The 22,088-nt window shown below is 63.2% G+C and carries 31 protein-coding genes; 28 read left to right on the top strand and 3 right to left on the bottom strand.

The annotated features are described in order from the left end of the window. Positions 1 to 46 precede the first annotated feature (46 nt). Positions 47 to 571 carry a DUF1993 family protein gene (locus M2343_RS14280; RefSeq protein ID WP_264577171.1) on the bottom strand — a complete coding sequence of 175 codons (525 nt, stop codon included), beginning with the start codon at positions 569 to 571 and terminating at the stop codon, positions 47 to 49. Positions 572 to 956: 385 nt separating this feature from the next. Here M2343_RS14280 and rpsL point away from each other — a divergent pair, with 385 nt between their 5' ends. The 24 genes from rpsL to rpmD all read left to right on the top strand — a co-directional run bounded on the left by rpsL (position 957) and on the right by rpmD (position 14,860). Beyond that, positions 957 to 1,328, top strand: a complete 372-nt coding sequence (gene rpsL, locus M2343_RS14285; protein WP_181561246.1) for a 30S ribosomal protein S12 — start codon at positions 957 to 959, stop codon at positions 1,326 to 1,328. Between the two features lie 18 nt (positions 1,329 to 1,346). Continuing rightward, the gene (gene rpsG, locus M2343_RS14290) at positions 1,347 to 1,817 is read left to right on the top strand and encodes a 30S ribosomal protein S7 (RefSeq protein ID WP_181561247.1); all 471 of its coding nucleotides are present in this window, start codon (positions 1,347 to 1,349) and stop codon (positions 1,815 to 1,817) included. Positions 1,818 to 2,000: 183 nt separating this feature from the next. After that, positions 2,001 to 4,094 carry an elongation factor G gene (fusA, locus tag M2343_RS14295; protein WP_264571786.1) on the top strand — a complete coding sequence of 698 codons (2,094 nt, stop codon included), beginning with the start codon at positions 2,001 to 2,003 and terminating at the stop codon, positions 4,092 to 4,094. 106 nt (positions 4,095 to 4,200) lie between these two features. After that, positions 4,201 to 5,391 (top strand): elongation factor Tu, encoded by a 1,191-nt coding sequence (gene tuf / locus M2343_RS14300; RefSeq protein WP_181561249.1) that lies wholly within the window; start codon positions 4,201 to 4,203, stop codon positions 5,389 to 5,391. Between the two features lie 144 nt (positions 5,392 to 5,535). Next, on the top strand, positions 5,536 to 5,847 hold the full coding sequence (gene rpsJ, locus M2343_RS14305; RefSeq protein ID WP_014077880.1) for a 30S ribosomal protein S10: 312 nt from the start codon (positions 5,536 to 5,538) through the stop codon (positions 5,845 to 5,847). Positions 5,848 to 6,083: 236 nt separating this feature from the next. After that, positions 6,084 to 6,842, top strand: a complete 759-nt coding sequence (rplC, locus tag M2343_RS14310; RefSeq protein WP_181561250.1) for a 50S ribosomal protein L3 — start codon at positions 6,084 to 6,086, stop codon at positions 6,840 to 6,842. A 3-nt stretch (positions 6,843 to 6,845) separates the two neighbouring features. After that, positions 6,846 to 7,472, top strand: coding sequence for a 50S ribosomal protein L4 (gene rplD / locus M2343_RS14315; protein ID WP_264571787.1), 627 nt, complete (start codon positions 6,846 to 6,848; stop codon positions 7,470 to 7,472). After that, complete coding sequence (locus M2343_RS14320) at positions 7,465 to 7,779, top strand: 50S ribosomal protein L23 (protein ID WP_181561252.1); 315 nt, start codon at positions 7,465 to 7,467, stop codon at positions 7,777 to 7,779. Before rplD ends, M2343_RS14320 begins: the two co-directional genes overlap by 8 nt. Positions 7,780 to 7,793: 14 nt before the next feature. Further along, positions 7,794 to 8,630, top strand: a complete 837-nt coding sequence (rplB, locus tag M2343_RS14325) for a 50S ribosomal protein L2 (protein ID WP_181561253.1) — start codon at positions 7,794 to 7,796, stop codon at positions 8,628 to 8,630. A gap of 3 nt (positions 8,631 to 8,633) precedes the next feature. After that, a complete protein-coding gene (gene rpsS, locus M2343_RS14330) occupies positions 8,634 to 8,912 on the top strand; it encodes a 30S ribosomal protein S19 (RefSeq protein WP_181561254.1) in 279 nt (92 codons plus the stop codon). Beyond that, entirely contained in the window at positions 8,912 to 9,295 is a 384-nt protein-coding gene (gene rplV, locus M2343_RS14335; RefSeq protein ID WP_264577172.1) for a 50S ribosomal protein L22, read from the top strand. Before rpsS ends, rplV begins: the two co-directional genes overlap by 1 nt. 3 nt (positions 9,296 to 9,298) lie before the next feature. Continuing rightward, positions 9,299 to 9,994 (top strand): 30S ribosomal protein S3, encoded by a 696-nt coding sequence (rpsC, locus tag M2343_RS14340; RefSeq protein WP_181561256.1) that lies wholly within the window; start codon positions 9,299 to 9,301, stop codon positions 9,992 to 9,994. Positions 9,995 to 10,018: 24 nt separating this feature from the next. Beyond that, a complete protein-coding gene (gene rplP / locus M2343_RS14345; protein WP_181561257.1) occupies positions 10,019 to 10,450 on the top strand; it encodes a 50S ribosomal protein L16 in 432 nt (143 codons plus the stop codon). Positions 10,451 to 10,455: 5 nt separating this feature from the next. Further along, positions 10,456 to 10,659 carry a 50S ribosomal protein L29 gene (rpmC, locus tag M2343_RS14350; protein ID WP_181561258.1) on the top strand — a complete coding sequence of 68 codons (204 nt, stop codon included), beginning with the start codon at positions 10,456 to 10,458 and terminating at the stop codon, positions 10,657 to 10,659. 15 nt (positions 10,660 to 10,674) lie between these two features. Then, the gene (gene rpsQ, locus M2343_RS14355; RefSeq protein WP_181561259.1) at positions 10,675 to 10,953 is read left to right on the top strand and encodes a 30S ribosomal protein S17; all 279 of its coding nucleotides are present in this window, start codon (positions 10,675 to 10,677) and stop codon (positions 10,951 to 10,953) included. 81 nt (positions 10,954 to 11,034) lie between these two features. Continuing rightward, positions 11,035 to 11,403, top strand: coding sequence for a 50S ribosomal protein L14 (rplN, locus tag M2343_RS14360; protein ID WP_014077869.1), 369 nt, complete (start codon positions 11,035 to 11,037; stop codon positions 11,401 to 11,403). Then, entirely contained in the window at positions 11,403 to 11,711 is a 309-nt protein-coding gene (gene rplX, locus M2343_RS14365) for a 50S ribosomal protein L24 (protein ID WP_181561260.1), read from the top strand. Before rplN ends, rplX begins: the two co-directional genes overlap by 1 nt. Then, positions 11,711 to 12,286 (top strand): 50S ribosomal protein L5, encoded by a 576-nt coding sequence (rplE, locus tag M2343_RS14370; RefSeq protein ID WP_264577173.1) that lies wholly within the window; start codon positions 11,711 to 11,713, stop codon positions 12,284 to 12,286. The genes rplX and rplE overlap by 1 nt, the downstream gene beginning before the upstream one ends. A gap of 41 nt (positions 12,287 to 12,327) precedes the next feature. Beyond that, positions 12,328 to 12,633 (top strand): 30S ribosomal protein S14, encoded by a 306-nt coding sequence (gene rpsN / locus M2343_RS14375; RefSeq protein ID WP_181561262.1) that lies wholly within the window; start codon positions 12,328 to 12,330, stop codon positions 12,631 to 12,633. Positions 12,634 to 12,643: 10 nt separating this feature from the next. Further along, complete coding sequence (rpsH, locus tag M2343_RS14380) at positions 12,644 to 13,039, top strand: 30S ribosomal protein S8 (RefSeq protein ID WP_181561263.1); 396 nt, start codon at positions 12,644 to 12,646, stop codon at positions 13,037 to 13,039. After that, a complete protein-coding gene (gene rplF / locus M2343_RS14385) occupies positions 13,039 to 13,572 on the top strand; it encodes a 50S ribosomal protein L6 (RefSeq protein ID WP_181561264.1) in 534 nt (177 codons plus the stop codon). Before rpsH ends, rplF begins: the two co-directional genes overlap by 1 nt. A 3-nt stretch (positions 13,573 to 13,575) precedes the next feature. Next, complete coding sequence (gene rplR / locus M2343_RS14390) at positions 13,576 to 13,929, top strand: 50S ribosomal protein L18 (protein WP_181561265.1); 354 nt, start codon at positions 13,576 to 13,578, stop codon at positions 13,927 to 13,929. Positions 13,930 to 13,931: 2 nt separating this feature from the next. Further along, entirely contained in the window at positions 13,932 to 14,675 is a 744-nt protein-coding gene (gene rpsE / locus M2343_RS14395; RefSeq protein WP_264572349.1) for a 30S ribosomal protein S5, read from the top strand. A 5-nt stretch (positions 14,676 to 14,680) separates the two neighbouring features. Then, positions 14,681 to 14,860 carry a 50S ribosomal protein L30 gene (gene rpmD, locus M2343_RS14400; protein WP_181561266.1) on the top strand — a complete coding sequence of 60 codons (180 nt, stop codon included), beginning with the start codon at positions 14,681 to 14,683 and terminating at the stop codon, positions 14,858 to 14,860. Between the two features lie 102 nt (positions 14,861 to 14,962). On the opposite strand, the gene M2343_RS14405 is transcribed toward rpmD, so the two are convergent. Beyond that, positions 14,963 to 16,078 (bottom strand): acyltransferase family protein, encoded by a 1,116-nt coding sequence (locus M2343_RS14405; RefSeq protein WP_264577174.1) that lies wholly within the window; start codon positions 16,076 to 16,078, stop codon positions 14,963 to 14,965. Positions 16,079 to 16,305: 227 nt separating this feature from the next. Between M2343_RS14405 and rplO the strand changes: the two genes are divergently transcribed. The 4 genes from rplO (at position 16,306) to M2343_RS14425 (ending at position 20,316) form a co-directional block, all read left to right on the top strand. After that, a complete protein-coding gene (gene rplO, locus M2343_RS14410) occupies positions 16,306 to 16,788 on the top strand; it encodes a 50S ribosomal protein L15 (protein WP_264577175.1) in 483 nt (160 codons plus the stop codon). Between the two features lie 202 nt (positions 16,789 to 16,990). Further along, a complete protein-coding gene (secY, locus tag M2343_RS14415; RefSeq protein WP_181558375.1) occupies positions 16,991 to 18,358 on the top strand; it encodes a preprotein translocase subunit SecY in 1,368 nt (455 codons plus the stop codon). 58 nt (positions 18,359 to 18,416) lie between these two features. Continuing rightward, complete coding sequence (locus tag M2343_RS14420) at positions 18,417 to 19,064, top strand: adenylate kinase (protein ID WP_264577176.1); 648 nt, start codon at positions 18,417 to 18,419, stop codon at positions 19,062 to 19,064. A gap of 61 nt (positions 19,065 to 19,125) precedes the next feature. Beyond that, positions 19,126 to 20,316, top strand: a complete 1,191-nt coding sequence (locus M2343_RS14425; protein WP_264577177.1) for a glycosyltransferase — start codon at positions 19,126 to 19,128, stop codon at positions 20,314 to 20,316. Positions 20,317 to 20,325: 9 nt separating this feature from the next. On the opposite strand, the gene M2343_RS14430 is transcribed toward M2343_RS14425, so the two are convergent. Further along, complete coding sequence (locus M2343_RS14430) at positions 20,326 to 21,825, bottom strand: lipopolysaccharide biosynthesis protein (RefSeq protein ID WP_264603900.1); 1,500 nt, start codon at positions 21,823 to 21,825, stop codon at positions 20,326 to 20,328. Positions 21,826 to 22,088: the final 263 nt, after the last annotated feature.

Consider the following 22,088-nt stretch of genomic DNA (forward strand, 5'->3'; position numbering starts at 1 on the left):
ACCACGCCGGAGCGGCCGATGCCGCGCGGGATAGGCCGCTGTCAGCTCATGCCGGGTCGGCGAGCGGGACCGGCGCGCCGAGATGCGCTAGGAAATCCGGCTTGCCGATCGCGATCCCACGTGCCCGCAGCAGCGCATAGGCCGTCGTCGCGTGGAACAGGAAGTTGGGCAGCATGAAGCCGGTGACATAATCCCGCCCGTGGAACCGATATCCCTGACCGTTCGGGAAGCGCAGCACGATCTCGCGGTCCTCGCTGGCGTCCAGTTGTGCGGGCGTCACGCTCTGGACGAAGGCGATGGTCTTTGCGCGCCGCTCCTGCAGGGCATCGAGGCTCGCCTCGGTGTCCGGCATGGCGGGCGGCTCGATGCCGGCGAGACGGGCGATGCCATTCTTCGCGCTGTCCGACGCCATCTGATATTGGGCGGTGAGCGGGCGCATATCCTCGATCAGCCGGGCGCCCAGCAGATCGGCCTCGGCAGCACGCACATCCGGGCGCGCGAGCCACCTCTCCATGTTGGTCAAGCTGTTGACGAGGAGGGGAACGGTGATCGCGTGCATGGTCAGGGTCATCAGCTCTCGCCTTTGCTGCCAGGGTGTTGGGCCAAGGTATTGGGCCGGGTGATTGGGATGTGCGCGCGCAGGCCGAAAGAGGCAAGGCGGCATTTCAAAACGCCTCGCCGCCGCGCATGCCCCTTGGGGTGAGCCGTGCTTGACCGGTTGGCGGCCTCTCTGTATAGGCCCGCCTGCCTCGCGGCCCGCAACCTGTGCTTTCACTAGGATTCGGTCGCTCGTCCGCTGGGTCATACAGAGCTTGAACATTGCCTATGCTCTTGCGGGGCCAGGGGGTCTTTACCGACCGCCGGGTCTCTTGTCGTTTGGAGGTCAGCCCCGGCTGGTCATCGGCCGACCCAGGACATGCAGATGGCAGAGTAACTGAAAAAAGGTGAAGGGCTTCATGCCAACGATCAACCAGCTGGTCCGCAAGGGCCGCGAGCCGCAGAAGGCCAAGAGCAAGGTCCCTGCGATGGAGCAGAACCCGCAGAAGCGCGGCGTCTGCACCCGTGTCTACACCGTGACCCCGAAGAAGCCGAACTCGGCTCTCCGCAAGGTCTGCAAGGTGCGCCTCACCAACAGCCGTGAGGTCATCAGCTACATTCCGGGCGAAGGCCACAACCTCCAGGAGCACAGCGTCGTGCTGATCCGTGGCGGCCGTGTGCGCGACCTTCCCGGTGTGCGCTATCACGTTCTTCGCGGCGTTCTGGATACCCAGGGCGTCAAGGACCGCAAGCAGAGCCGTTCCAAGTACGGCGCGAAGCGTCCGAAGTAAGCAGGGGAGAACAGAGATATGTCACGTCGTCGTCGCCCCGAAAAGCGCGTCATCCTGCCCGATCCCCAGTATGGCGATCAGGTTCTGTCCAAGTTCATGAACAGCGTCATGTATGACGGCAAGAAGGCCGTCGCTGAGCAGATTGTTTATGGCGCACTGGCCACCGTTGAAACCCGCGCCAAGAAGGACCCGATCTCGGTCTTTCATGACGCGCTCAATAATGTGAAGCCGGGCATCGAGGTCCGCAGCCGCCGCGTTGGCGGTGCGACCTATCAGGTGCCGGTGGAAGTCCGTCCCGAGCGCGCCCAGGCGCTGGCCATTCGCTGGCTCATCAATGCGGCGCGCAGCCGCAGCGAGACCACGATGGCGGCCCGCCTCTCCGGCGAGCTTCTGGATGCCGCGAACAACCGTGGTAATGCCGTGAAGAAGCGTGAAGACACGCACCGGATGGCCGAAGCCAACCGCGCCTTCTCGCATTACCGCTGGTAAGCACTATATTGGATGCCGGGGCCGTCGCAGGACTGTCCCGGCTTCCTGCACCACCGTTCGCTCGGGCCTGTCGAAGGGCTGTTCTTCCGTGAGGGGAGAAACGGGTCCCCGCCGAGCCAACCCGAACGGAGAGGACCCTTTCAGACCGCAGCCCCGCCGCACGCGGGCAATGGAGTAAAGATCATGGCCCGCAGCCACCCGCTCGAGCGTTACCGCAATTTCGGCATTATGGCGCACATCGACGCCGGCAAGACGACGACGACCGAGCGCATCCTCTATTACACCGGCAAGTCCTACAAGATCGGCGAAGTGCATGACGGCGCCGCCACGATGGACTGGATGGAACAGGAGCAGGAGCGCGGCATCACGATCACGTCGGCTGCGACGACCTGTCTGTGGAAGGCTGACGAGGGCAAGGGTCCCGAGCATCGCCTGAACATCATCGACACCCCCGGCCACGTGGACTTCACCATTGAGGTGGAGCGCTCGCTGCGCGTGCTCGACGGCGCGGTTGCCGCGTTCGACGGCGTCGCCGGCGTGGAGCCGCAGTCGGAGACGGTGTGGCGTCAGGCCGACAAGTACGGCGTGCCCCGGATGTGCTTCATCAACAAGCTCGACCGCACGGGTGCCAATTTCTATTATTGCGTGCAGACGATCATCGATCGCCTGGGCGCGACCCCGGCCGTCCTGTATCTGCCCATCGGCGCGGAATCGGACTTCAAGGGTCTCGTCGATCTCGTCAACAACCGCGCGATCATCTGGAAGGATGAGAATCTGGGCGCCGAATTCTTCTATGAAGAAATTCCGGCCGACCTTGCCGACAAGGCTGCCGAGTACCGCGAGAAGCTGGTTGAGCTGGCTGTCGAGCAGGACGATGCCGCGATGGAAGCCTATCTCGAGGGTAACGAGCCCGACGTCGCGACGCTCAAGAAGTTGATCCGCAAGGGCACGCTGAACCAGAGCTTCGTGCCGGTGCTGTGCGGCTCGGCCTTCAAGAACAAGGGCGTGCAGGCGCTGCTGGACGCGGTCGTCGACTATCTGCCCAGCCCGCTGGACATCGAGGACGTGCAGGGCATCAACCCCGACACGGAAGAGCCGGACAGCCGCGCGACCAGCGATGAGGCGCCGTTCTCGGGTCTCGCGTTCAAGATCATGAACGATCCGTTCGTCGGCTCGCTCACCTTCCTGCGCGTCTATTCCGGCACGCTGAGCAAGGGCACCTATCTGAACTCCGTGAAGGACAAGAAGGAAAAGATCGGCCGTATGCTCCTGATGCATGCGAACAGCCGTGAGGACATCGATACGGCTTATGCCGGCGATATCGTCGCGCTGGCCGGCATGAAGGAAACGACGACCGGTGACACGCTGTGCGCCGAGCGTCAGCCGATCATCCTGGAACGCATGGAATTCCCCGAGCCGGTCATCGAGCTGTCCGTGGAACCCAAGACCAAGGCCGACCAGGAAAAGATGGGCGTCGCGCTCAACCGCCTGGCCGCCGAGGATCCGTCCTTCCGCGTTTCGACCGATCACGAATCGGGCCAGACGATCATCAAGGGCATGGGCGAACTTCACCTTGAAATCCTCGTCGATCGCATGAAGCGCGAGTTCAAGGTCGAGGCGAACGTCGGTGCGCCGCAGGTGGCCTATCGCGAGTATCTCAAGAAGGCCGTCGACGTCGATTATACCCACAAGAAGCAGTCGGGCGGCACCGGCCAGTTCGGCCGCATCAAGGTGAAGGTCACGCCGGGCGAGCGCGGTGCGGGCATCATCTTCAAGGACGAGATCAAGGGCGGTAATATTCCCAAGGAATATATCCCGGCGATCGAGAAGGGTATGCGCGAGACGGCGGCCACGGGCTCGCTCATCGGCTTCCCGATCATCGACTTCGAGATCAACCTGTATGACGGCGCCTATCACGACGTCGACTCGTCGGCGCTGGCGTTCGAAATCACCGGTCGCGGTGCGATGCGTGAAGTCGCGCAGAAGGCCGGCATCACGCTGCTCGAGCCGGTGATGAAGGTCGAGGTGGTGACGCCTGAGGAATATCTGGGTGACGTCATCGGCGACATGAACTCGCGTCGTGGCCAGATCCAGGGCACCGACAGCCGCGGTAATGCGCAGGTTGTCGAGGCGATGGTCCCGCTGGCCAACATGTTCGGCTATGTGAACTCGCTCCGCTCGTTCACCCAGGGCCGCGCGAACTACTCCATGCAGTTCTCGCACTATGACGAGGTACCGCAGAACGTCGCGGACGAGGTGAAGGCCAAGCTGGCCTAAGCCGGCACTTTCATCTGGATTTATGTAAATTTGCTGTTATGGGGGCGCCTTCGCGAGGCTTCCCCGAGCGGTTGAACCCAAGCTATTGAGCGAAAAGAGGTAGGAAATGGCTAAGGCTAAATTCGAGCGGAACAAGCCGCACTGCAATATCGGCACCATCGGTCACGTCGACCATGGCAAGACCACGCTGACCGCCGCCATCACCAAGGTGCTGGCCGAAACCGGTGGCGCCACGTTCACGGACTATGCCAACATCGACAAGGCTCCCGAGGAGCGCGAGCGCGGCATCACGATCTCGACCGCACACGTCGAGTATGAGACTGGCGCCCGTCACTATGCGCACGTCGACTGCCCGGGCCACGCTGACTATGTGAAGAACATGATCACCGGTGCCGCCCAGATGGACGGCGCGATCCTCGTGGTGAACGCTGCTGACGGCCCGATGCCGCAGACCCGCGAGCACATCCTGCTCGCCCGTCAGGTCGGCGTGCCGGCGCTCGTCGTGTACATGAACAAGGTCGACCAGGTCGACGACGAGGAGCTCCTCGAGCTCGTCGAGCTGGAAGTGCGCGAGCTGCTCTCGAGCTACGACTTCCCGGGCGACGACATCCCCATCGTTAAGGGTTCGGCTCTGGCCGCTCTCGAAGGCCGTGACGACGCGATCGGCAAGGATTCGATCAAGGCGCTCATGGATGCCGTCGACGCCTACATCCCGCAGCCGGCCCGTCCGGTTGACCGTCCGTTCCTGATGCCGATCGAAGACGTGTTCTCGATCTCGGGTCGCGGCACCGTGGTGACCGGCCGCGTCGAGACCGGCGTTGTGAAGGTTGGCGAAGAAGTCGAGATCATCGGCCTCAAGCCCACCAAGAAGACGACCGTCACCGGGGTGGAAATGTTCCGCAAGCTGCTCGATCAGGGTGAAGCCGGCGACAACATCGGCGCGCTGATCCGTGGCGTTGGCCGTGAAGAAGTCGAGCGTGGTCAGGTTCTGGCCAAGCCAGGTTCGGTCACGCCGCACACCGAGTTCGAAGCCGAGGTGTACGTGCTGTCGAAGGACGAAGGTGGCCGTCACACGCCGTTCTTCGCCAACTATCGTCCGCAGTTCTACTTCCGCACGACGGACGTGACCGGCGAAGTCGTCCTCCCCGAGGGCACCGAGATGGTCATGCCTGGCGACAACGTGAAGCTGGCCGTCAAGCTCATCGCGCCGATCGCGATGGACCCGGGTCTCCGCTTCGCTATTCGCGAAGGTGGCCGCACGGTCGGTTCTGGGGTTGTCGCGACGATCTCGAAGTAATATAGGCAGCGAGCCGCTCGGATCAGGTGATTCGAGCGGCCTGCTTTTTTCGCCGCTTCGCGCGGGCTCGTGAGTGCCAGAACGGCACCGGGGCCATCAGGGTGAAGCGGTTTTGTTTTGGCTCTTTCACATCGGTTAGTGGACATGGAAACGCAGAATATCCGTATTCGTCTCAAGGCATTCGATCATCGCGTGCTGGATCAGGCGACCGGCGACATCGCCGACACCGCTCGTCGTACGGGTGCTCTCATTCGCGGTCCCATTCCGCTGCCGACCCGCATCGAGAAGTTCACGGTCAACCGTGGACCGCACATCGATAAGAAGAGCCGTGAACAGTTCGAGGTCCGCACCTACAAGCGCATGCTTGATATTGTGCAGCCGACCCCGCAGACCGTCGACGCGCTGATGAAGCTCGATCTGGCTGCCGGCGTGAACGTCGAGATCAAACTGGCCTGATGGCCGTAGCGGGGCGGCCTCCGGGTCGCCTTGCAGGACATTTGGATACCGCCGGCTTCGGCCGGGCAGCGTCCTCCGTCGTTTCCGCCTCGCTTGTCGAGGGTCCGGAAGCATCCAGCCCGGACGGGGGAACGCATCGCAAAATCGGGTTGGCTGCCTGGGTCTTAGGGTCCTGGCGGTTTTTTCGTTGGATAAGCCCCCGCATCATGCAGGGGCCTCTATTGGAGGATTGGATCATGCGTACCGGCGTGATCGCGAAGAAAGTGGGTATGACCCGCCTGTTCCAGGATGATGGCCGCCATGTGCCCGTCACCGTCCTGGCGCTCGAAGGCAACCAGGTCATTGCCCGTCGCGAAATGGATAAGGACGGCTATGTAGCCGTGCAGCTGGGTGCCGGCGTTGCGAAGGCGAAGAATGTCGCCAAGCCGCAGCGCGAGCACTTTGCCAAGGCTCAGGTGGAACCCAAGGCGCAGGTCGTCGAGTTCCGCGTGGCCGAGGACGCGCTGCTCGATGTCGGCGCGGAAATCGCTGCCGATCACTTCATCGCTGGTCAGCTCGTCGATGTGACGGGTCAGACGCAGGGCAAGGGCTTTGCCGGCGCCATGAAGCGCTGGGGCTTCGGCGGTATGCGTGCCACGCACGGTGTGTCGATCAGCCACCGTGCCCATGGTTCGACGGGTAACCGTCAGGATCCGGGCCGCGTGTTCAAGAACAAGAAGATGGCCGGCCACATGGGCGACCGTCAGCGCACCCAGCAGAACCTCGAGATCGTCCGCACCGACGTCGAGCGCGGCCTGCTGTTCGTGAAGGGCAGCGTGCCCGGCTCGAAGGGCGCCTGGCTTCTCGTCAAGGACGCCGTGAAGGTCGATCGTCCGGCTGATGTGCCGTACCCGGCCAGCATCAAGTCGGCTGCGAACAATAACGCCGAGGCTCCGGCCGATACGCCTGCGCAGGACGTCGCGGCGCCCGAGGCCACTGAAGGCCAGGAGGGCTAAGTCATGAAGATCAAGGTTCTCACTCTGGACGGCGGCAAGGCCTCCGGCGATGTCGAGCTGAATGACGATGTGTTCGGCCTCGAGCCGCGCGCGGACATTCTGCACCGTGTCGTCACCTGGCAGCTTGAAAAGCGCCGTGCCCCGGCATCGGCGACGCGCGAGCGTTCTGACGTTGCCCGCACGGGCAAGAAGTTCGGTCGCCAGAAGGGCGGCGGTACGGCTCGTCACGGCGATCGCCGCGCCCCGATCTTCATCGGTGGTGGTAAGGCGCACGGTCAGCGTGCCCGTACCTTCGGGCATTCGCTCAACAAGAAGGTGCGTGCGCTGGGCCTGAAGATGGCACTTTCGGCCAAGGCCAAGGGCGGCTCGCTCACGGTTCTGGACAATCTGGACGTCAAGGACGGCAAGACCAAGGAACTGGCGGGTCAGCTCGCCAAGCTCAACCTCGGCAAGGTGCTGTTCATCGACGGCGAGGCGACCAACCTCTCCTTCGCCAAGGCCTCGTCCAATCTCGTCGGTGTCAATGTGCTCCCCGCCATCGGTGCCAATGTCTACGATATCCTGCGTGCGGACAGCCTGGTGCTGACCCGTGCCGCGGTCGAGCAGCTGGAGGCGCGCTTCAATGGCTAAGAAGCAGGCAGCAGCGGTGGCCACGCGTCATTACGACGTGATTGTGGCCCCGCACATCACCGAAAAGGCGACGCTGGTCTCCGAGCACAACGCGGTTGTGTTCAAGGTCGCGCGTGACGCTTCGAAGCCCGAGATCAAGGCCGCTGTCGAGGCGCTGTTCAATGTCAGCGTCAAGTCGGTCAACACGATCGTCCAGAAGGGCAAGACCAAGCGCTGGAAGGGCAAGCCCTACACGCGCTCGGACGTGAAGAAGGCTGTCGTGACCCTGGCCGAAGGCCAGTCGATCGACATCACCACGGGCATTTGAGGGCGGACTGAACAATGGCACTCAAGCATTATAACCCGACGAGCCCGGCCCAGCGTGGCCTGATCCTCGTCGACCGGTCCGGCCTCCACAAGGGAAAGCCCGTCAAGGCGCTGACCGAAGGCAAGCGCAAGACCGGTGGTCGCAACAACAAGGGTCATGTGACCTCGCGCGGTATCGCCGGCGGTCACAAGCAGCGCTATCGCATCATCGACTTCAAGCGTCGCAAGTGGGACGTTGAAGGCACGGTGGAGCGTCTGGAATATGACCCCAACCGCACGGCGTTCATTGCGCTGGTCAGCTATGCCGATGGCGAGCAGGCCTACATCATCGCCCCGCAGCGTCTGGCTGTCGGCGACAAGGTGATCGCAGGCAAGAAGACCGACGTGAAGCCGGGCAACGCGATGGAACTGGGTCAGATGCCGGTCGGCACGATCATCCACAACATCGAGATGAAGCCGGGCAAGGGCGCTCAGATCGCACGCAGCGCGGGCACCTATGCCCAGCTCGTCGGTCGCGATCGCGGTATGGTCATCGTCCGTCTCGGCTCGGGTGAGCAGCGCTACATCCGCTCGGACTGCATGGCGACCATCGGTGCGGTGTCGAACCCCGACAACCAGAACCAGAACCTCGCCAAGGCCGGCCGCAGCCGCTGGCTCGGCCGTCGCCCGCTCACCCGCGGCGTCGCCAAGAACCCGGTCGACCACCCGCACGGCGGTGGTGAAGGCCGGACCTCGGGCGGCCGTCATCCGGTTACCCCGTGGGGCAAGCCGACCAAGGGTGCTCGTACCCGTCACAACAAGTCGACCGACAAGATGATCATCCGGTCGCGTCACGCCAAGAAGAAGAGGTAAGCGATGGCTCGCTCCGTCTGGAAGGGTCCCTTCGTGGACCTGCATCTGCTCAAGAAGGCAGAAACCGCGCAGGAGAACAACGGCCGTGGCGGTCCGATCAAGACCTGGTCGCGCCGCTCCACCATCCTGCCGCAGTTCGTTGGCCTGACGTTCAACGTCTACAATGGTCGCAAGCACGTTCCCGTTTCGGTGAACGAAGACATGGTCGGTCACAAGCTGGGTGAATTTGCGCCGACGCGCTACTTCCCCGGCCACGCCGCTGACAAGAAGGGCAAGCGCTGATGGGCAAGGCAAAAGCTCCCCGCCGCGTCTCGGACAATGAGGCGCTGGCCGTCGGCACGCAGATCCGCGGTTCGGCCCAGAAGCTGAACCTGGTCGCCGCGCTCATCCGCGGCCGCAAGGTCGAGGACGCGATGAACGTGCTCGCCTTCTCCAAGCGCGCGATGGCGGTCGATGTTCGCAAGGTGCTCGCCAGCGCGGTCGCCAATGCGGAGAACAACCACAATCTCGACGTCGACGCGCTCGTCGTCGCCGAGGCGAGTGTCGGCAAGTCGTTCACCATGAAGCGCTTCCATGCGCGTAGTCGCGGCAAGTCCACCCGCATCCTGAAGCCCTTCAGCCGCGTGCGCATCGTCGTGCGTGAAGCTGCGGAAGAGGAGGCCTGATCCATGGGTCACAAGAGCAATCCCATCGGTCTGCGCCTGCAGATCAACCGCACCTGGGACAGCCGCTGGTTCGCGGAAGGCCAGGACTATGGTCGCCTGCTGCTTGAGGATCTCAAGATCCGCAAGTATGTCATGAAGACGCTGCCCCAGGCCGCGATCTCCAAGGTGGTCATCGAGCGTCCGGCCAAGCTGTGCCGCGTGTCGATCTATGCAGCCCGTCCCGGTGTCATCATCGGCAAGAAGGGCGCGGACATCGAGAAGCTGCGCAAGAAGCTGAGCGCGATGACGTCCAGCGACGTGAGCCTGAACATCGTCGAGATCCGCAAGCCGGAAATCGACTCCAAGCTCGTCGCCCAGGGCGTTGCCGATCAGCTCGAGCGTCGCATCGCTTTCCGTCGCGCCATGAAGCGCGCCGTGCAGAGCGCGCTGCGTCTCGGCGCCGAGGGCATCAAGATCACCTGCGGCGGCCGTCTGGGCGGCGCGGAGATCGCCCGTGTCGAGTGGTATCGCGAAGGTCGCGTTCCGCTGCACACGCTGCGTGCGAACGTCGATTATGCAGAAGCCGAGGCCCACACGGCCTATGGCGTTTGCGGCATCAAGGTCTGGATCTTCAAGGGCGAGATCCTCGGCCACGATCCGATGGCGACCGACCGTCTCATGCTGGAGGCTCAGACCTCCGGTGTGCGTCCGGCTCGCTGAGAATTGAGAGCAAGGTAAAGCATCATGCTACAGCCGAAGAAAACCAAGTTCCGCAAGACCTTCAAGGGTCGCATCAAGGGCGATGCCAAGGGTGGAACGGACCTCAATTTCGGATCCTACGGCCTCAAGGCTCTGGAACCGGAGCGGGTCACTGCGCGCCAGATCGAAGCGGCTCGCCGCGCGATCACGCGTCACATCCGTCGTCAGGGCCGTCTCTGGATTCGCGTCTTCCCGGACGTGCCGGTGTCCAAGAAGCCTGCCGAAGTCCGTCAGGGTAAGGGCAAGGGTTCGATCGAATATTGGGCGGCGCGCGTAAAGCCCGGCCGCATCCTGTTCGAGCTGGACGGCGTGCCCGGTCCGCTGGCTGCGGAAGCATTCAGCCGCGCAGCGATGAAGCTGCCGATCAAGACGAAGGTGGTGGCGCGTCTCGGCGACACCTCGCATCTGGGAGCATGATGGTCATGACCAAGATTTCTGACCTCAAGGCGAAGAGCGACGATCAGCTTTCGACCGATCTGGGCGAGCTGAAGCGCGAGCAGTTCAACCTGCGCTTTCAGGCTGCGACCAACCAGCTTGAGAAGCCGAGCCGCGTGCGCGAAGTGCGTCGCGACATCGCGCGGATCAAAACCCTCCAGGCCGAGCGTTCGCGCTCGTCCGCGAAGTAAGAAGGAAACAGGCCCATGCCCAAGCGCGTGCTGACGGGAACGGTGGTTTCCGACAAGGGTGACAAGACGGTCGTCGTCAAGGTGGAGCGCAAGGTGAAGCACCCGCTCTACGGCAAGATCATCCGTCGCTCGAAGAAGTATCACGCCCACGACGATGCCAATGAGTATCACGAGGGTGAGACCGTCCGTATCGAGGAGACGGCGCCGATCTCGAAGCTGAAGACCTGGAAGGTCATCGCGCGGGTCGACACCCACAAGTCTCCCGAGCAGGTTGCTGCAGACGCAGCAGCCTGAGCAGGTCTCAAGGATTTAACGGAACCACCGGGCCAGACACAGGCTGTGTCCCGGCAGGCCAATTGAGAAGGAACCGGATCGATGATCCAGATGCAATCCAATCTTGATGTCGCTGACAACAGCGGCGCCAAGCGCGTCCAGTGCATCAAGGTGCTCGGCGGCTCGAAGCGTCGTTTTGCCAGCGTTGGCGACATCATCGTCGTCTCCGTGAAGGACGCCGCCCCCCGTGGCCGCGTGAAGAAGGGTGACGTTCACCGCGCTGTGATCGTGCGCACCGCCAAGGACGTTCGTCGTCCCGACGGCAGCGTCATTCGCTTCGACGGCAATGCGGCCGTGCTGGTCAACAAGAATGCGGAGCCGATTGGCACGCGTATCTTTGGCCCCGTGGTCCGCGAGCTGCGCGCGAAGAACTTCATGAAGATCATTTCGCTTGCTCCCGAGGTGCTGTGATGAGCGCTGCACGTATCAAGAAGGGTGACACGGTCGTCGTGCTCGCCGGCAAGGACAAGGGCCGCACCGGTTCCGTCCTCCAGGTGATGCCCAAGGATGACAAGGTGCTGGTCGACGGCATCAACGTTCACGCCCGCCACCGCAAGCCCGACCAGGCAAATCCGCAGGGCGGCATCGATCGCAAGCCGGCGCCGCTGCACATTTCCAATGTTGCACTGGCTGTCGACGGCAAGGCCACGCGCGTCCGCTTCGAGGACCGTGACGGCAAGAAGGTCCGCGTCGCGGTCAAGACCGGGGAGGTCATCTGATGGCTGACAAGTACATCCCGCGCTCGCGCAAGCTGTATGACGAGACCATCGTCAAGGCGCTGAGCGAGAGGTTCGGTTACAAGAACCACATGGAAATCCCCCGGATCGAGAAGATCACGCTCAACATGGGCGTGGGCGAGGCGACCCAGGACAAGAAGAAGGTCACCCAGGCCGCCGAGGAAATGGAACTGATTGCCGGCCAGAAGCCGGTCATCACCAAGGCGAAGAAGTCGATCGCGCAGTTCAAGCTGCGTGAAGGCATGCCCATCGGTGCGAAGGTGACCCTGCGTCGCGAGCGCATGTACGAGTTTCTCGATCGTCTGGTGACGATCGCGATGCCCCGCATCCGCGACTTCCGTGGTCTCAACCCGAAGAGCTTCGACGGCCGTGGCAACTATGCCTTCGGCATCAAGGAGCAGATCATCTTCCCCGAGATCAGCTATGACCGCGTCGACAAGGTGCGTGGCATGGACATCATCGTGACCACCACGGCCCGCACGGACGAAGAAGCGCGCGAACTGCTGCGTCTTTTCGGTTTCCCGTTCCCCGCCGAGGCGGAAAAAGAGGCTGCGTGAGCGTGGCCGGATCCAATTTCTAAGGAAGAGAGCTTAAGTCCATGGCGAAACTGAGTTCGATCAACAAGAACGAACGGCGCAAGAAGCTGGTGAAGAAGTACGCCGGCAAATATGCCCGTCTCAAGGCAGTGGCGAATGACACGTCGCTTGATGACAGCGAGCGTCTGATCGCGCGTCTCAAGCTGGCCGAGATCCCCCGCAACGGCAACCCGACCCGGGTGCGCAACCGCTGCGAGCTGACCGGTCGTCCCCGCGCTTACTATCGCAAGTTCCGGCTTTGCCGTGTTCAGCTGCGCGATCTGGCCAACAAGGGCCTGATCCCCGGCGTCACCAAGTCGAGCTGGTAAGGATTAAGAGATGGCACTGACCGATCCCCTGGGTGACCTGCTCACCCGCATCCGCAACGGCCAGCGGGCACGCAAGGACAGCGTGGTTTCGCCCGCGTCTAAGCTGCGTGCACGTGTGCTCGACGTGCTTCAGCGCGAGGGTTACATCCGCGGCTATTCCGAAGAGCAGGTGGCTGGCCATGATGGCCTGCGCATCGAGCTGAAATATTTTGAAGGCGAGCCGGCGATCAAGCACGTCGCGCGCGTTTCCAAGCCTGGCCGTCGCGTCTATTCGGGCTCCAAGGAGCTTCCGGTGGTGCGCAACGGCCTCGGTATCACCATCGTCTCGACGCCCCGTGGCGTGCTCTCGGATGCCGAAGCGCGCGCACAGAATGTCGGCGGCGAAGTGCTGGCGGAGGTGTTCTGATGAGCCGCATCGGCAAAAAGCCGGTCACGATCCCCAGCGGGGTGACGGCCACCATCGAGAACGGTCAGCTTTCCGTGAAGGGCCCCAAGGGCACGCTGGCGCTCCAGATGCGCGACGAGATCAGCTATGAGCTGGAAGACGGTGCGATTTCGATCAAGCCGGCCAACGCGACCAAGGCGGCTCGGGCATTCTGGGGCATGCAGCGCACGCTGGTGCAGAACCTCGTCACGGGCGTGACCGAGGGTTACACCAAGGTGCTCGAGATCACCGGCGTCGGCTATCGTGCCACGGCCCAGGGCAAGAACCTGAAGCTGCAGCTCGGCTACAGCCATGATGTCGATTTCCCGGTTCCGGCCGGCATCGAGATCAAGACCCCCGATAACACCACGGTGGAAATCAGCGGGATCGACAAGCAGCAGGTCGGCCAGGTCGCGGCGGAAATCCGTCGCTGGCGCAAGCCGGAGCCCTATAAGGGCAAGGGTATCAAGTATCGCGGCGAGTTTATCTTCCGCAAAGAAGGCAAGAAGAAGTAAGCCATGGCGAAACTCTCTCTCTTCGATCGTCGCGCCCGGCGCGTGCGTACCGCGATCAAGGCGCGGGCGGGTGGCAAGCCCCGTCTGTCCGTGCACCGTTCCGGCCGGCATATCTATGCGCAGGTCATCGACGACACGCAGGGCAAGACCCTGGCCGCAGCGTCGACCCTGGACAAGGATGTGCGCGGCAAGACCGGCGCCACCTCATCGGCTGCAGCCGATGTCGGCAAGCGCGTGGCCGAGGCTGCTGCCAAGGCCGGCGTTACCAAGGTCGTGTTCGATCGTGGTGGCTTCCTCTTTCATGGTCGCGTGAAAGCGCTGGCCGATGCCGCTCGTGAAGGCGGACTGGAGTTCTGATGATGGCAGACGAAAACACCACCGGTGAGGGCAATCAGCCCGAGGCTGTTCTCGCGCCCGAGACCACGCCGCAGGACGTGACGGGTGTGGCCGCCGAGCCGCAGCAGCAACAGCGCCGTGGCCGTGGCGGCCGCAGCGGTGGCGATCGGGATCGTGGCGGCCGTGGCCGTCGTGACGACCGTCGCGGTCGTGGCGGTGAGGACGACAATGGCGAGGAATTCGTCGAGAAGCTCGTCCATATCAACCGCGTCTCGAAGACCGTGAAGGGCGGCAAGCGCTTCGGCTTCGCGGCGCTCGTGGTCGTCGGTGACGGCAAGGGCCGTGCGGGCTTCGGCCATGGCAAGGCTCGTGAGGTTCCCGAGGCGATCAGCAAGGCGACCGCCGCTGCCAAGAAGGCAATGGTTCGCGTTCCGCTCAAGGAAGGCCGCACGCTGCACCATGATGGTCGCGGGCACTTCGGCGCCGGCAAGGTGACCGTTCGTACCGCGCCGGCAGGCACCGGCATCATCGCCGGCGGTCCGATGCGCGCCGTGTTCGAGAGCCTTGGCGTGGCCGACGTGGTGACCAAGTCGGTCGGCACGTCGAACCCGTACAACATGATCCGGGCGACGTTCGCGGCTCTCACCGAGCAGACCAGCCCCAAGTCGGTCGCTCAGCGTCGCGGCAAGAAGGTCGCTGACCTGCTTCGTCGCGGTGGCGCCTCTGCCGAGGTCGCTGCGGCTGACGCCGAAGCGATTGCGGAGTAACTGACATGGCGAAGATCAAGCTGAAGCAGATCGGTTCCCCGATCCGCCGTCCGGCCTCTCAGGAGAAGATCCTGATCGGCCTCGGCCTGGGCAAGATGAACCGTGTCGTCGAGCTCGAGGACACGCCGGAAGTGCGCGGCGCGATCCGCAAGCTGCCGCACATGGTGCAGATCGTCGAAGGCTGAAGCCTTTTACGACCGACATTGAAAACGGAGCGCGTAGCCTTGAGGGTTACGCGCTCCGTTTTCGTTTGTAGGTAATGCCGAACGCGTACTCGGGAAGGCGGCTCAATGGCCGCGCGGGACGGCCGGGCGGGATGATGTGGCCGGAAGAGCTAGAGCGGATGCAGGTGCACGTGCTTTGACATGCTGGGCCGGCGCGCTGCGGGGCGCGGGCGCCTTGGTCCGGATGCCCAGGGCCAGCGGGCCGACGACGGGCGTCTTGAGCAGAATGAGATGCAGTGCGACAGGGCCGAGCAGCCCCGCGAGAATGCCGACCGGCAGGTGAATCGCGAGCGCGTCGATACCGACTGTGTGGAGTGCCATCCGCGCACCGGCGGTCGCGAACACATGATAGAGGTAGATGGTAAAACTGAACTGCCCAACCTTGCGCGCATAGGGGTGGTGGGGCCAGCGGAGCAGAATGAGCAGGCTGACTGACATGCCCAGTAGTAGCGACGAGGCAATGCTCGTGTTCGGAGAGACGCCGAGCATCAGATAATCATAGAAGGCGCCACTGAAGGCGAGCAATGCAGCCACGGCGGCCAGCGGGACGATCAGCCGCCCATGCTGCGCGATCCATGCCCAGCTTCGATAGACGCACATGCCGAAGATGAAGAAGGGCGCCAACAGGATCGCTTGCGGCAGTGCGAAAAGCGTCGGGATGGGCGGGGGCCATAAGGCAAGTAGCAAGGCGCTGGCGAACATTGGCCACTGCCCGCGATGATCGAGCGCGATGTCGATCAGGCCGATGACGATGAACAGCGCGAGAATTGCCTGCAGGAACCAGAAGTGCGCATAGGGGAAGATGGCCAGCCCCAACAGGGCTTCGGGGGGGATGCCGAACCGCGAGCCTTGCATGTAGGCGACCGTTCCAAACAGGACGGCGGCGATCAGGCCAGGGAGCGCGATGCGCCGCGCCTTGCCGCGCAGAAAGTCGCGCATATGGCCTCGGGTGGGCGGACGCAGGCAGTAGATGAAGCCGGCGACAAAGGCGAAGGCCGGCATCCGGAAGCTGGCGCCCAGATCGACGATGAACCGCGCGGGGTGCCCGTCCTCGATTCGCAGCCCGCTGTCGGTCTGCCCCACGACATGAAAGCCGACGAGCAAAACGGTCGCGATAATGCGCAACTCGTCAATGGAGCCGGGCGCGCTCGGGCGCGACTGATCACCAGCGTTAACCATGTAAAGCCCTAAAGCGAATGACTTTTCGAGCCTTCGCACTTGCAAAATTTGTGAATGCCGGGGTGCCGCTTAACCATGAGGCTTGTCACGCCGATAGCGCCGAGCCGTGTGCAGGACGCGAAGGACGGAGATCGGCCGAGACAGATTCTATGGGGTGACAAAGCAAAGTGCGGCGGCTATGGGCCGCACTTTCCACCAGCGCGACAACAGCGAAAGCGAGTGCACTTATGAAGCTGAATGAACTCAAGGATAATGCCGGTTCCCGCAAGGGCCGGATGCGCGTCGGCCGTGGTATCGGCTCGGGCAAGGGCAAGACTGCCGGTCGCGGCCAGAAGGGTGCCAAGGCACGTTCGGGCGTCGCCATTAACGGTTTCGAGGGCGGCCAGATGCCGCTCCACATGCGTCTGCCGAAGCGCGGCTTCAACAACATCTTCCGCAAGGACTATGCGGTGGTGAACCTCGGCATGGTCCAGAAGGCAATCGACGCCGGCAAGCTCGATGCGGCCGCGACCATCGACCAGGCGGCGCTGCGCGCGGCCGGCATTTCGCGCGGCGGCAAGCATGGCGTGCGTCTGCTCGCCAAGGGCGAACTGACCACCAAGGCGAGCTTCGCCGTGGCCGGCGCCTCCAGCGCTGCCATCGAGGCTGTCGAAAAGGCTGGCGGCAAGGTCGAGATTCTCGCCAAGGCTGCACCGGCCGAGGCCGCATAAACTCCTTGATCGGGAGACAGGCCTGACTGTGAGCTTGCATAGCCGACCCCTCCCGCCGATATGGGCGGGTGGGGTCGCTTGCATATGCCGTCATATGGTCAGGCACCGCTATTCGACAGGCGCCGGTGAGACGTCTAAGGGATAAGGCTGTTCGTCCCCGTTTCTCCTGGGCGAGCATCATTTTTCGGGATTGCAAGCGATCATGGCATCACGCGCCGACCAAATGGCAGCCAATCTGAGCCTCGCGAACTTCGGCCAGGCTACAGAGCTCAAGAAGCGGATCTGGTTCACGGTGGGCGCGCTCATCGTCTTCCGCTTTTTCTCGTTCGTCCCGCTCCCCGGTGTCGATCCGACCGTGCTGGCCCAGCTCTATCAACAGACGCAGGGCGGCATTCTCGACATCTTCAATACCTTCTCCGGCGGCAGCCTGCAGCGCATGAGCCTCATCGCGCTCGGCATCATGCCCTATATTACTGCCTCCATCGTCGTGCAGCTCGGCTCGTCGCTCTCGCCCAAGCTGGCCGCGATCAAGAAGGAAGGCGAAGCCGGGCGCAAGAAGCTCAATCAGTATACCCGCTATGGCACGGTCGGCCTCACGGCGATCCAGGGCTATTTCATTGCCGTCGGGCTCGAAGCCTATGGCGCGCAATCCGGGCTGCAGGCCGTGGTCGATCCCGGCATGTTGTTCCGCATCAGCGCGGTCATCTCGCTGATCGGCGGCACGATGTTCCTGCTGTGGCTGGGTGAGCAGATCACCAGCCGCGGCATCGGTAACGGCATCTCGCTGATCATCATGGCGGGTATCGTCGCGCAATTGCCGGTGACGCTCACCAACCTCTTTGAATCGGGCCGCACCGGCTCGATCTCGGGTCTGGTCATCCTTGGCATCATCATCGTCGGCCTCGGCCTCATCGCGGGCATCTGCTTCGTCGAGCGCGCCCAGCGCCGCGTGCTGATCCAGTATCCCAAGCGCCAGACCAAGCAGGGCGTGATGCAGGCGGACCGCAGCCACCTGCCGCTGAAGATCAACACCGCCGGTGTGATCCCGCCGATCTTCGCCTCGTCGCTGCTGCTGCTGCCGCTCACCATCACGCAGTTCTCCGGCGCGGGTGCCAATGCGTCGACCGGCGCGTGGGGCGACTTCGTGCTGTCGATCAACCAGTATCTGTCGCACGGCACGCCGCTCTACATGGCGCTCTATGGCGCAGGCATCATCTTCTTCTGCTTCTTCTACACCGCGGTGGTCTTCAACCCGGAAGAGACTGCGGAGAATCTCAAGCGCAACGGCGGTTTCATTCCGGGCATCCGTCCCGGCAAGAACACCGAGAACTATCTCGACTACGTGCTGACGCGGATCACGGTGATCGGTGCCATCTATCTGGCCCTGGTCTGCCTGATTCCCGAGTTCGCCATCGCTCGTGCCGGGATTCCGTTCTATCTCGGGGGCACGAGCCTGCTCATCGTCGTCAACGTGACCGTGGATACCGTCACGCAGATCCAGAGCCATCTCATCGCCCACCAGTATCGCGACCTCATCAAGAAGGCGCGTCTGAAAGGCCGGATGCGCTGAGCCGGCCGGGGCAACCCGGCCGCAGGCTTATCCTTCTTGTGAATTTTGGGGGAGTGACATGAACATCATCCTGCTGGGACCGCCCGGCGCCGGCAAGGGCACTCAGGCTCAGCGTCTGGTCGCTGCGCGTGGCATGGTTCAGCTCTCGACCGGCGACATGCTGCGGGCGGCGGTGAAGGCCGGCACCCCGGTGGGTCTCAAGGCGAAGGCGGTGATGGATGCCGGCGAGCTCGTCTCGGACGAGATCGTCTCGGGCATCATCGGCGAAGCGCTGGATCAGCTTGCACCGGATGTCGGCGTGATCTTCGATGGCTATCCGCGCACGGCGGCGCAGGCTGAGAGCCTGGACGTGCTGCTGGGCGCGCGCAACCGTCAGCTCGATCATGTCATTGAACTGGCGGTCGACGAGGATGCACTGGTCGACCGGATCACCGGCCGCTTCACTTGCGCAAGCTGCGGTGAAGGCTATCATGATCGGTATAAGACACCGAAGATCGAGGGCGTTTGCGACCGGTGCGGGAGCACCGAGTTCAAGCGGCGGCCCGATGACAATGAGGAAACGGTGCGCACCCGCATGGCCGAGTATCGCGCGAAAACAGCGCCGATCCTGCCAATCTATGAGGAACGCAACATCGTCAGCCGGGTTGACGGCATGGCGGATATCGATGAGGTGTCGAACGCGATTGTGACCATTCTCGATCGCTGATCCTCCCCTCGTTCGCAAACGAGGCTGGTGCGCTGGGCGCAAATAGGACGGAGCGATAGTGGTGACGGGGATCGAAGCGCGGGTGATAAGCCTTCTGGATGATGGAAGGCGCCGCTACGATCCGGTGAAGCCTGTCATCCGGTCCCATCTCGCGCGCCGCTTCCCTCGCCAGGCCCAGACGCGGATTCTGTTCATCTATGCCGATGACCAGATCGCCTGGCCGCAAATCTACCCTTTCTATCATGACGCGGATCGCTTTGCCCGACAGGGCTATGCGTTCCGCGCCGTGCCTTATCCGGCGGAAAATGCGGAGCATCTGATCAAGGATGCGTCTGCCATCCTGATCCAATCCTTTTATGTGTTGCCGGATGGCGAGCTCGAGCGCGTGTTGGAGCGGGTCAAGTCCGCCAATCCGCACGCGCCCATCACCTATCTCGACTGGTTCGCGCCGACCGATGTCCGCTTTGCCGACCGGGTCGCGGATTATGTCGATCTCTATGCCAAGAAATCACTGATGCTGGAACGCGATCATTATCGCGTCGCCCAAGCAGCGCACACCAATCTCGCGGCTTATTACGGCAACAAGGCGGGGCTGATTGTGGACGAGCCAAACTGGCGCTGTCGGCCGGACATCGTCGACCGGCTCGTGCTGGCGCCGGCTTTTGCGACCGCGCCAGTGCTGCTCAAGGCGTTCGAACAGCGTCAGGCGATCCCCAGCGGTCCCCGCCCCATCGACGTTCATGCGCGCTTCGCGCTCGCACCTGCGCAGTTGCACGCCGAGGGGCGGGTGGACGCGGGCGAGCGCACCCATTGGTATGTAATCATGCGCCGCGAGGCCGAGCAGGCCGTGCGAGCCCTCGCTGCGCGCCATCAGGTGGCGTGGCAGGGCCGGGTCGATCGGGCTGCGTTCATGAGCGAGATGGACCAGTCCCAGCTGTGCTTCAGCCCGTTCGGTTTTGGCGAGATCTGCTGGCGCGATCTGGAGGCGGTGCTGACCGGCGCCGTGCTGGTGAAGCCCGACATGAGCCATCTGGAAACCTTCTGCGACATCTACCGGGCCGGGGAAACCTATGTGCCGGTACGCTGGGATCTGTCGGACCTGGAGGATGTCGTCGCGGACTTGCTCAAGCGCCCCGACGAATGCCGGGCCATCGCGGAGCGCGCCTTCGCGGCAATCAAGCGCCATCTTGATGGCCCCAAGCTCGACATGCTGCTGCAGCGATTGACGGCAGGGACCGCCTCGGCCGGCTAAGCCTGCCTTTTATTGCTCGGATAGTCCGGGCTGGGGCTTTTTGAACCGTCCCAGCTTGCGCAGGACGCCGTTGAAGATGGCGATCAGATCGGTTTCCGGTCCTGCAGGCCGTCCGCGCAGGATCCACACGCCCAAATGGCAGGCGATATAAGCCACCCCGCCGACCGCAATCGTCGCCAGCAAACCGGACACGCTATGCGCGACATGGGCGGGCAGGGCCATCTTGAAGGCGATCACTCCCGCGCACATGCCGCCCACGGCGACAAAGGTGCGCGCGCAGCCGAGAAACTGACGGCGGATGCTGACATGCACGATCTGCTTGGCGAGCAGCATGTTGAGCAGGACAGAGGCAAGGGTGGACAGCACGCGCGCCCCGAGCAGCCCCGTTATGCCGAACAGCAGAAGCCCGGTGATGATAAGCGGCACGCGGAATGCAAAGGTCATGAGATCGCGCACGAACAGTGCGCGGGTCGCGCCCATGGCCATCGCAAGCGGCGCGGTGGCGGTGACCAGATTCTCGAACGCGAAGGTAAAGGCCAGCACCTGCATGATCGGGATAATCTCGATCCATTTCGGGCCGAGCAACACATGAACGAACATGTCGGCAACCAGGCCGAAGCCGGCGCCGGCCGGCACGCAGACGGCGAAAATGACGGTCAGGGTGCGCTGATAAGCCGCGGCGAGCCGGGCGGGATCATGCCGAACCGCGGTGAGGCCGGGAAATAGCAGTCGGATGAGCGGCGTTGAGAGCTCGCGCGTGGGCATCCGCGCCTTCTCATCGGCATAGCTGTAAAATCCGACTTCGCGCTGCCCCAGAACACCGCCCAGCACGAGACTGTCGATGCGCGCGTTGACGGTCGTCAGCACGGAACTGAAGGTCATCCAGATCGAGAAGGACCAGATCTCGCGCACCTTCGAGAGCCTGAGGCGCGGCAGATAGGGCGCATAGAGATGCGTGACCACCACGCTGAGGAACTGCATCAGCACGATCGGGATCACGATCGCCCAATAGGTTTGGTACAGATAGGCGATCACGACCGAAGCAGTGACGGCCGCCACGCGCGTTACGACCCCGGCGATCGCGTCCGGTGCGAAGGAGAGCTGCTTCTGGATCATCGGCCAGCGGGCACTGTAGAAGCCGCTGATGAAGGCCTGCCCCGCAAGCGCGAGCATGATCGGCGCCAGGCGACTGTCGTCATACATGGCCGCGACCGGCCAGGCTGCCCCGGCCAGCAGCAGCGTCAGCATCATCGCGCGGATGAAGCCTAGCGTGAACGCGCTGTGGAAGTGATCGTCCTCGATATCGTTGATCTGGATGAGCGCCTCGGACAGCGGCATGGAGGTCAAGGCCGTCACGACCGCGCTGACCCCCAGTGCAATGGCGACCAGGCCGAAGTCTTCCGGCATCAGCAGGCGCGCCAGCACGATCGACGAGGCGAACGACACTGCGTTGATGATGACCTGCGAGGTCATCACCCAGCCAGCCCCCTTCACGAGTCGCGTGGTCACCGAGGATGTGGGAGCGCTTTGGGACATGAAAAAGGGGCTCTGATTCGGAAACGGGCGACAGGGCGGCGGGCTGGAAGGCTCATAAGAACCCGGCAGGGGTTTTGATACTGTTAAAGAGGCGGTCCGTTCCGGCCTGCCGTTGACAGGGCGCGAGCGTTGCAGTAACGACCGCCGTTCCCAATGCGACAAGGTCAACGGCAGCGCGAGCGAGCGCTCGCCGTGCTTTGCGCGTCCGGGTTCAACGCTACGAGATAGGATGCCCG

It is taken from the genome of Sphingobium sp. B8D3B, from assembly GCF_025961875.1.
Lineage (GTDB): Bacteria > Pseudomonadota > Alphaproteobacteria > Sphingomonadales > Sphingomonadaceae > Sphingobium.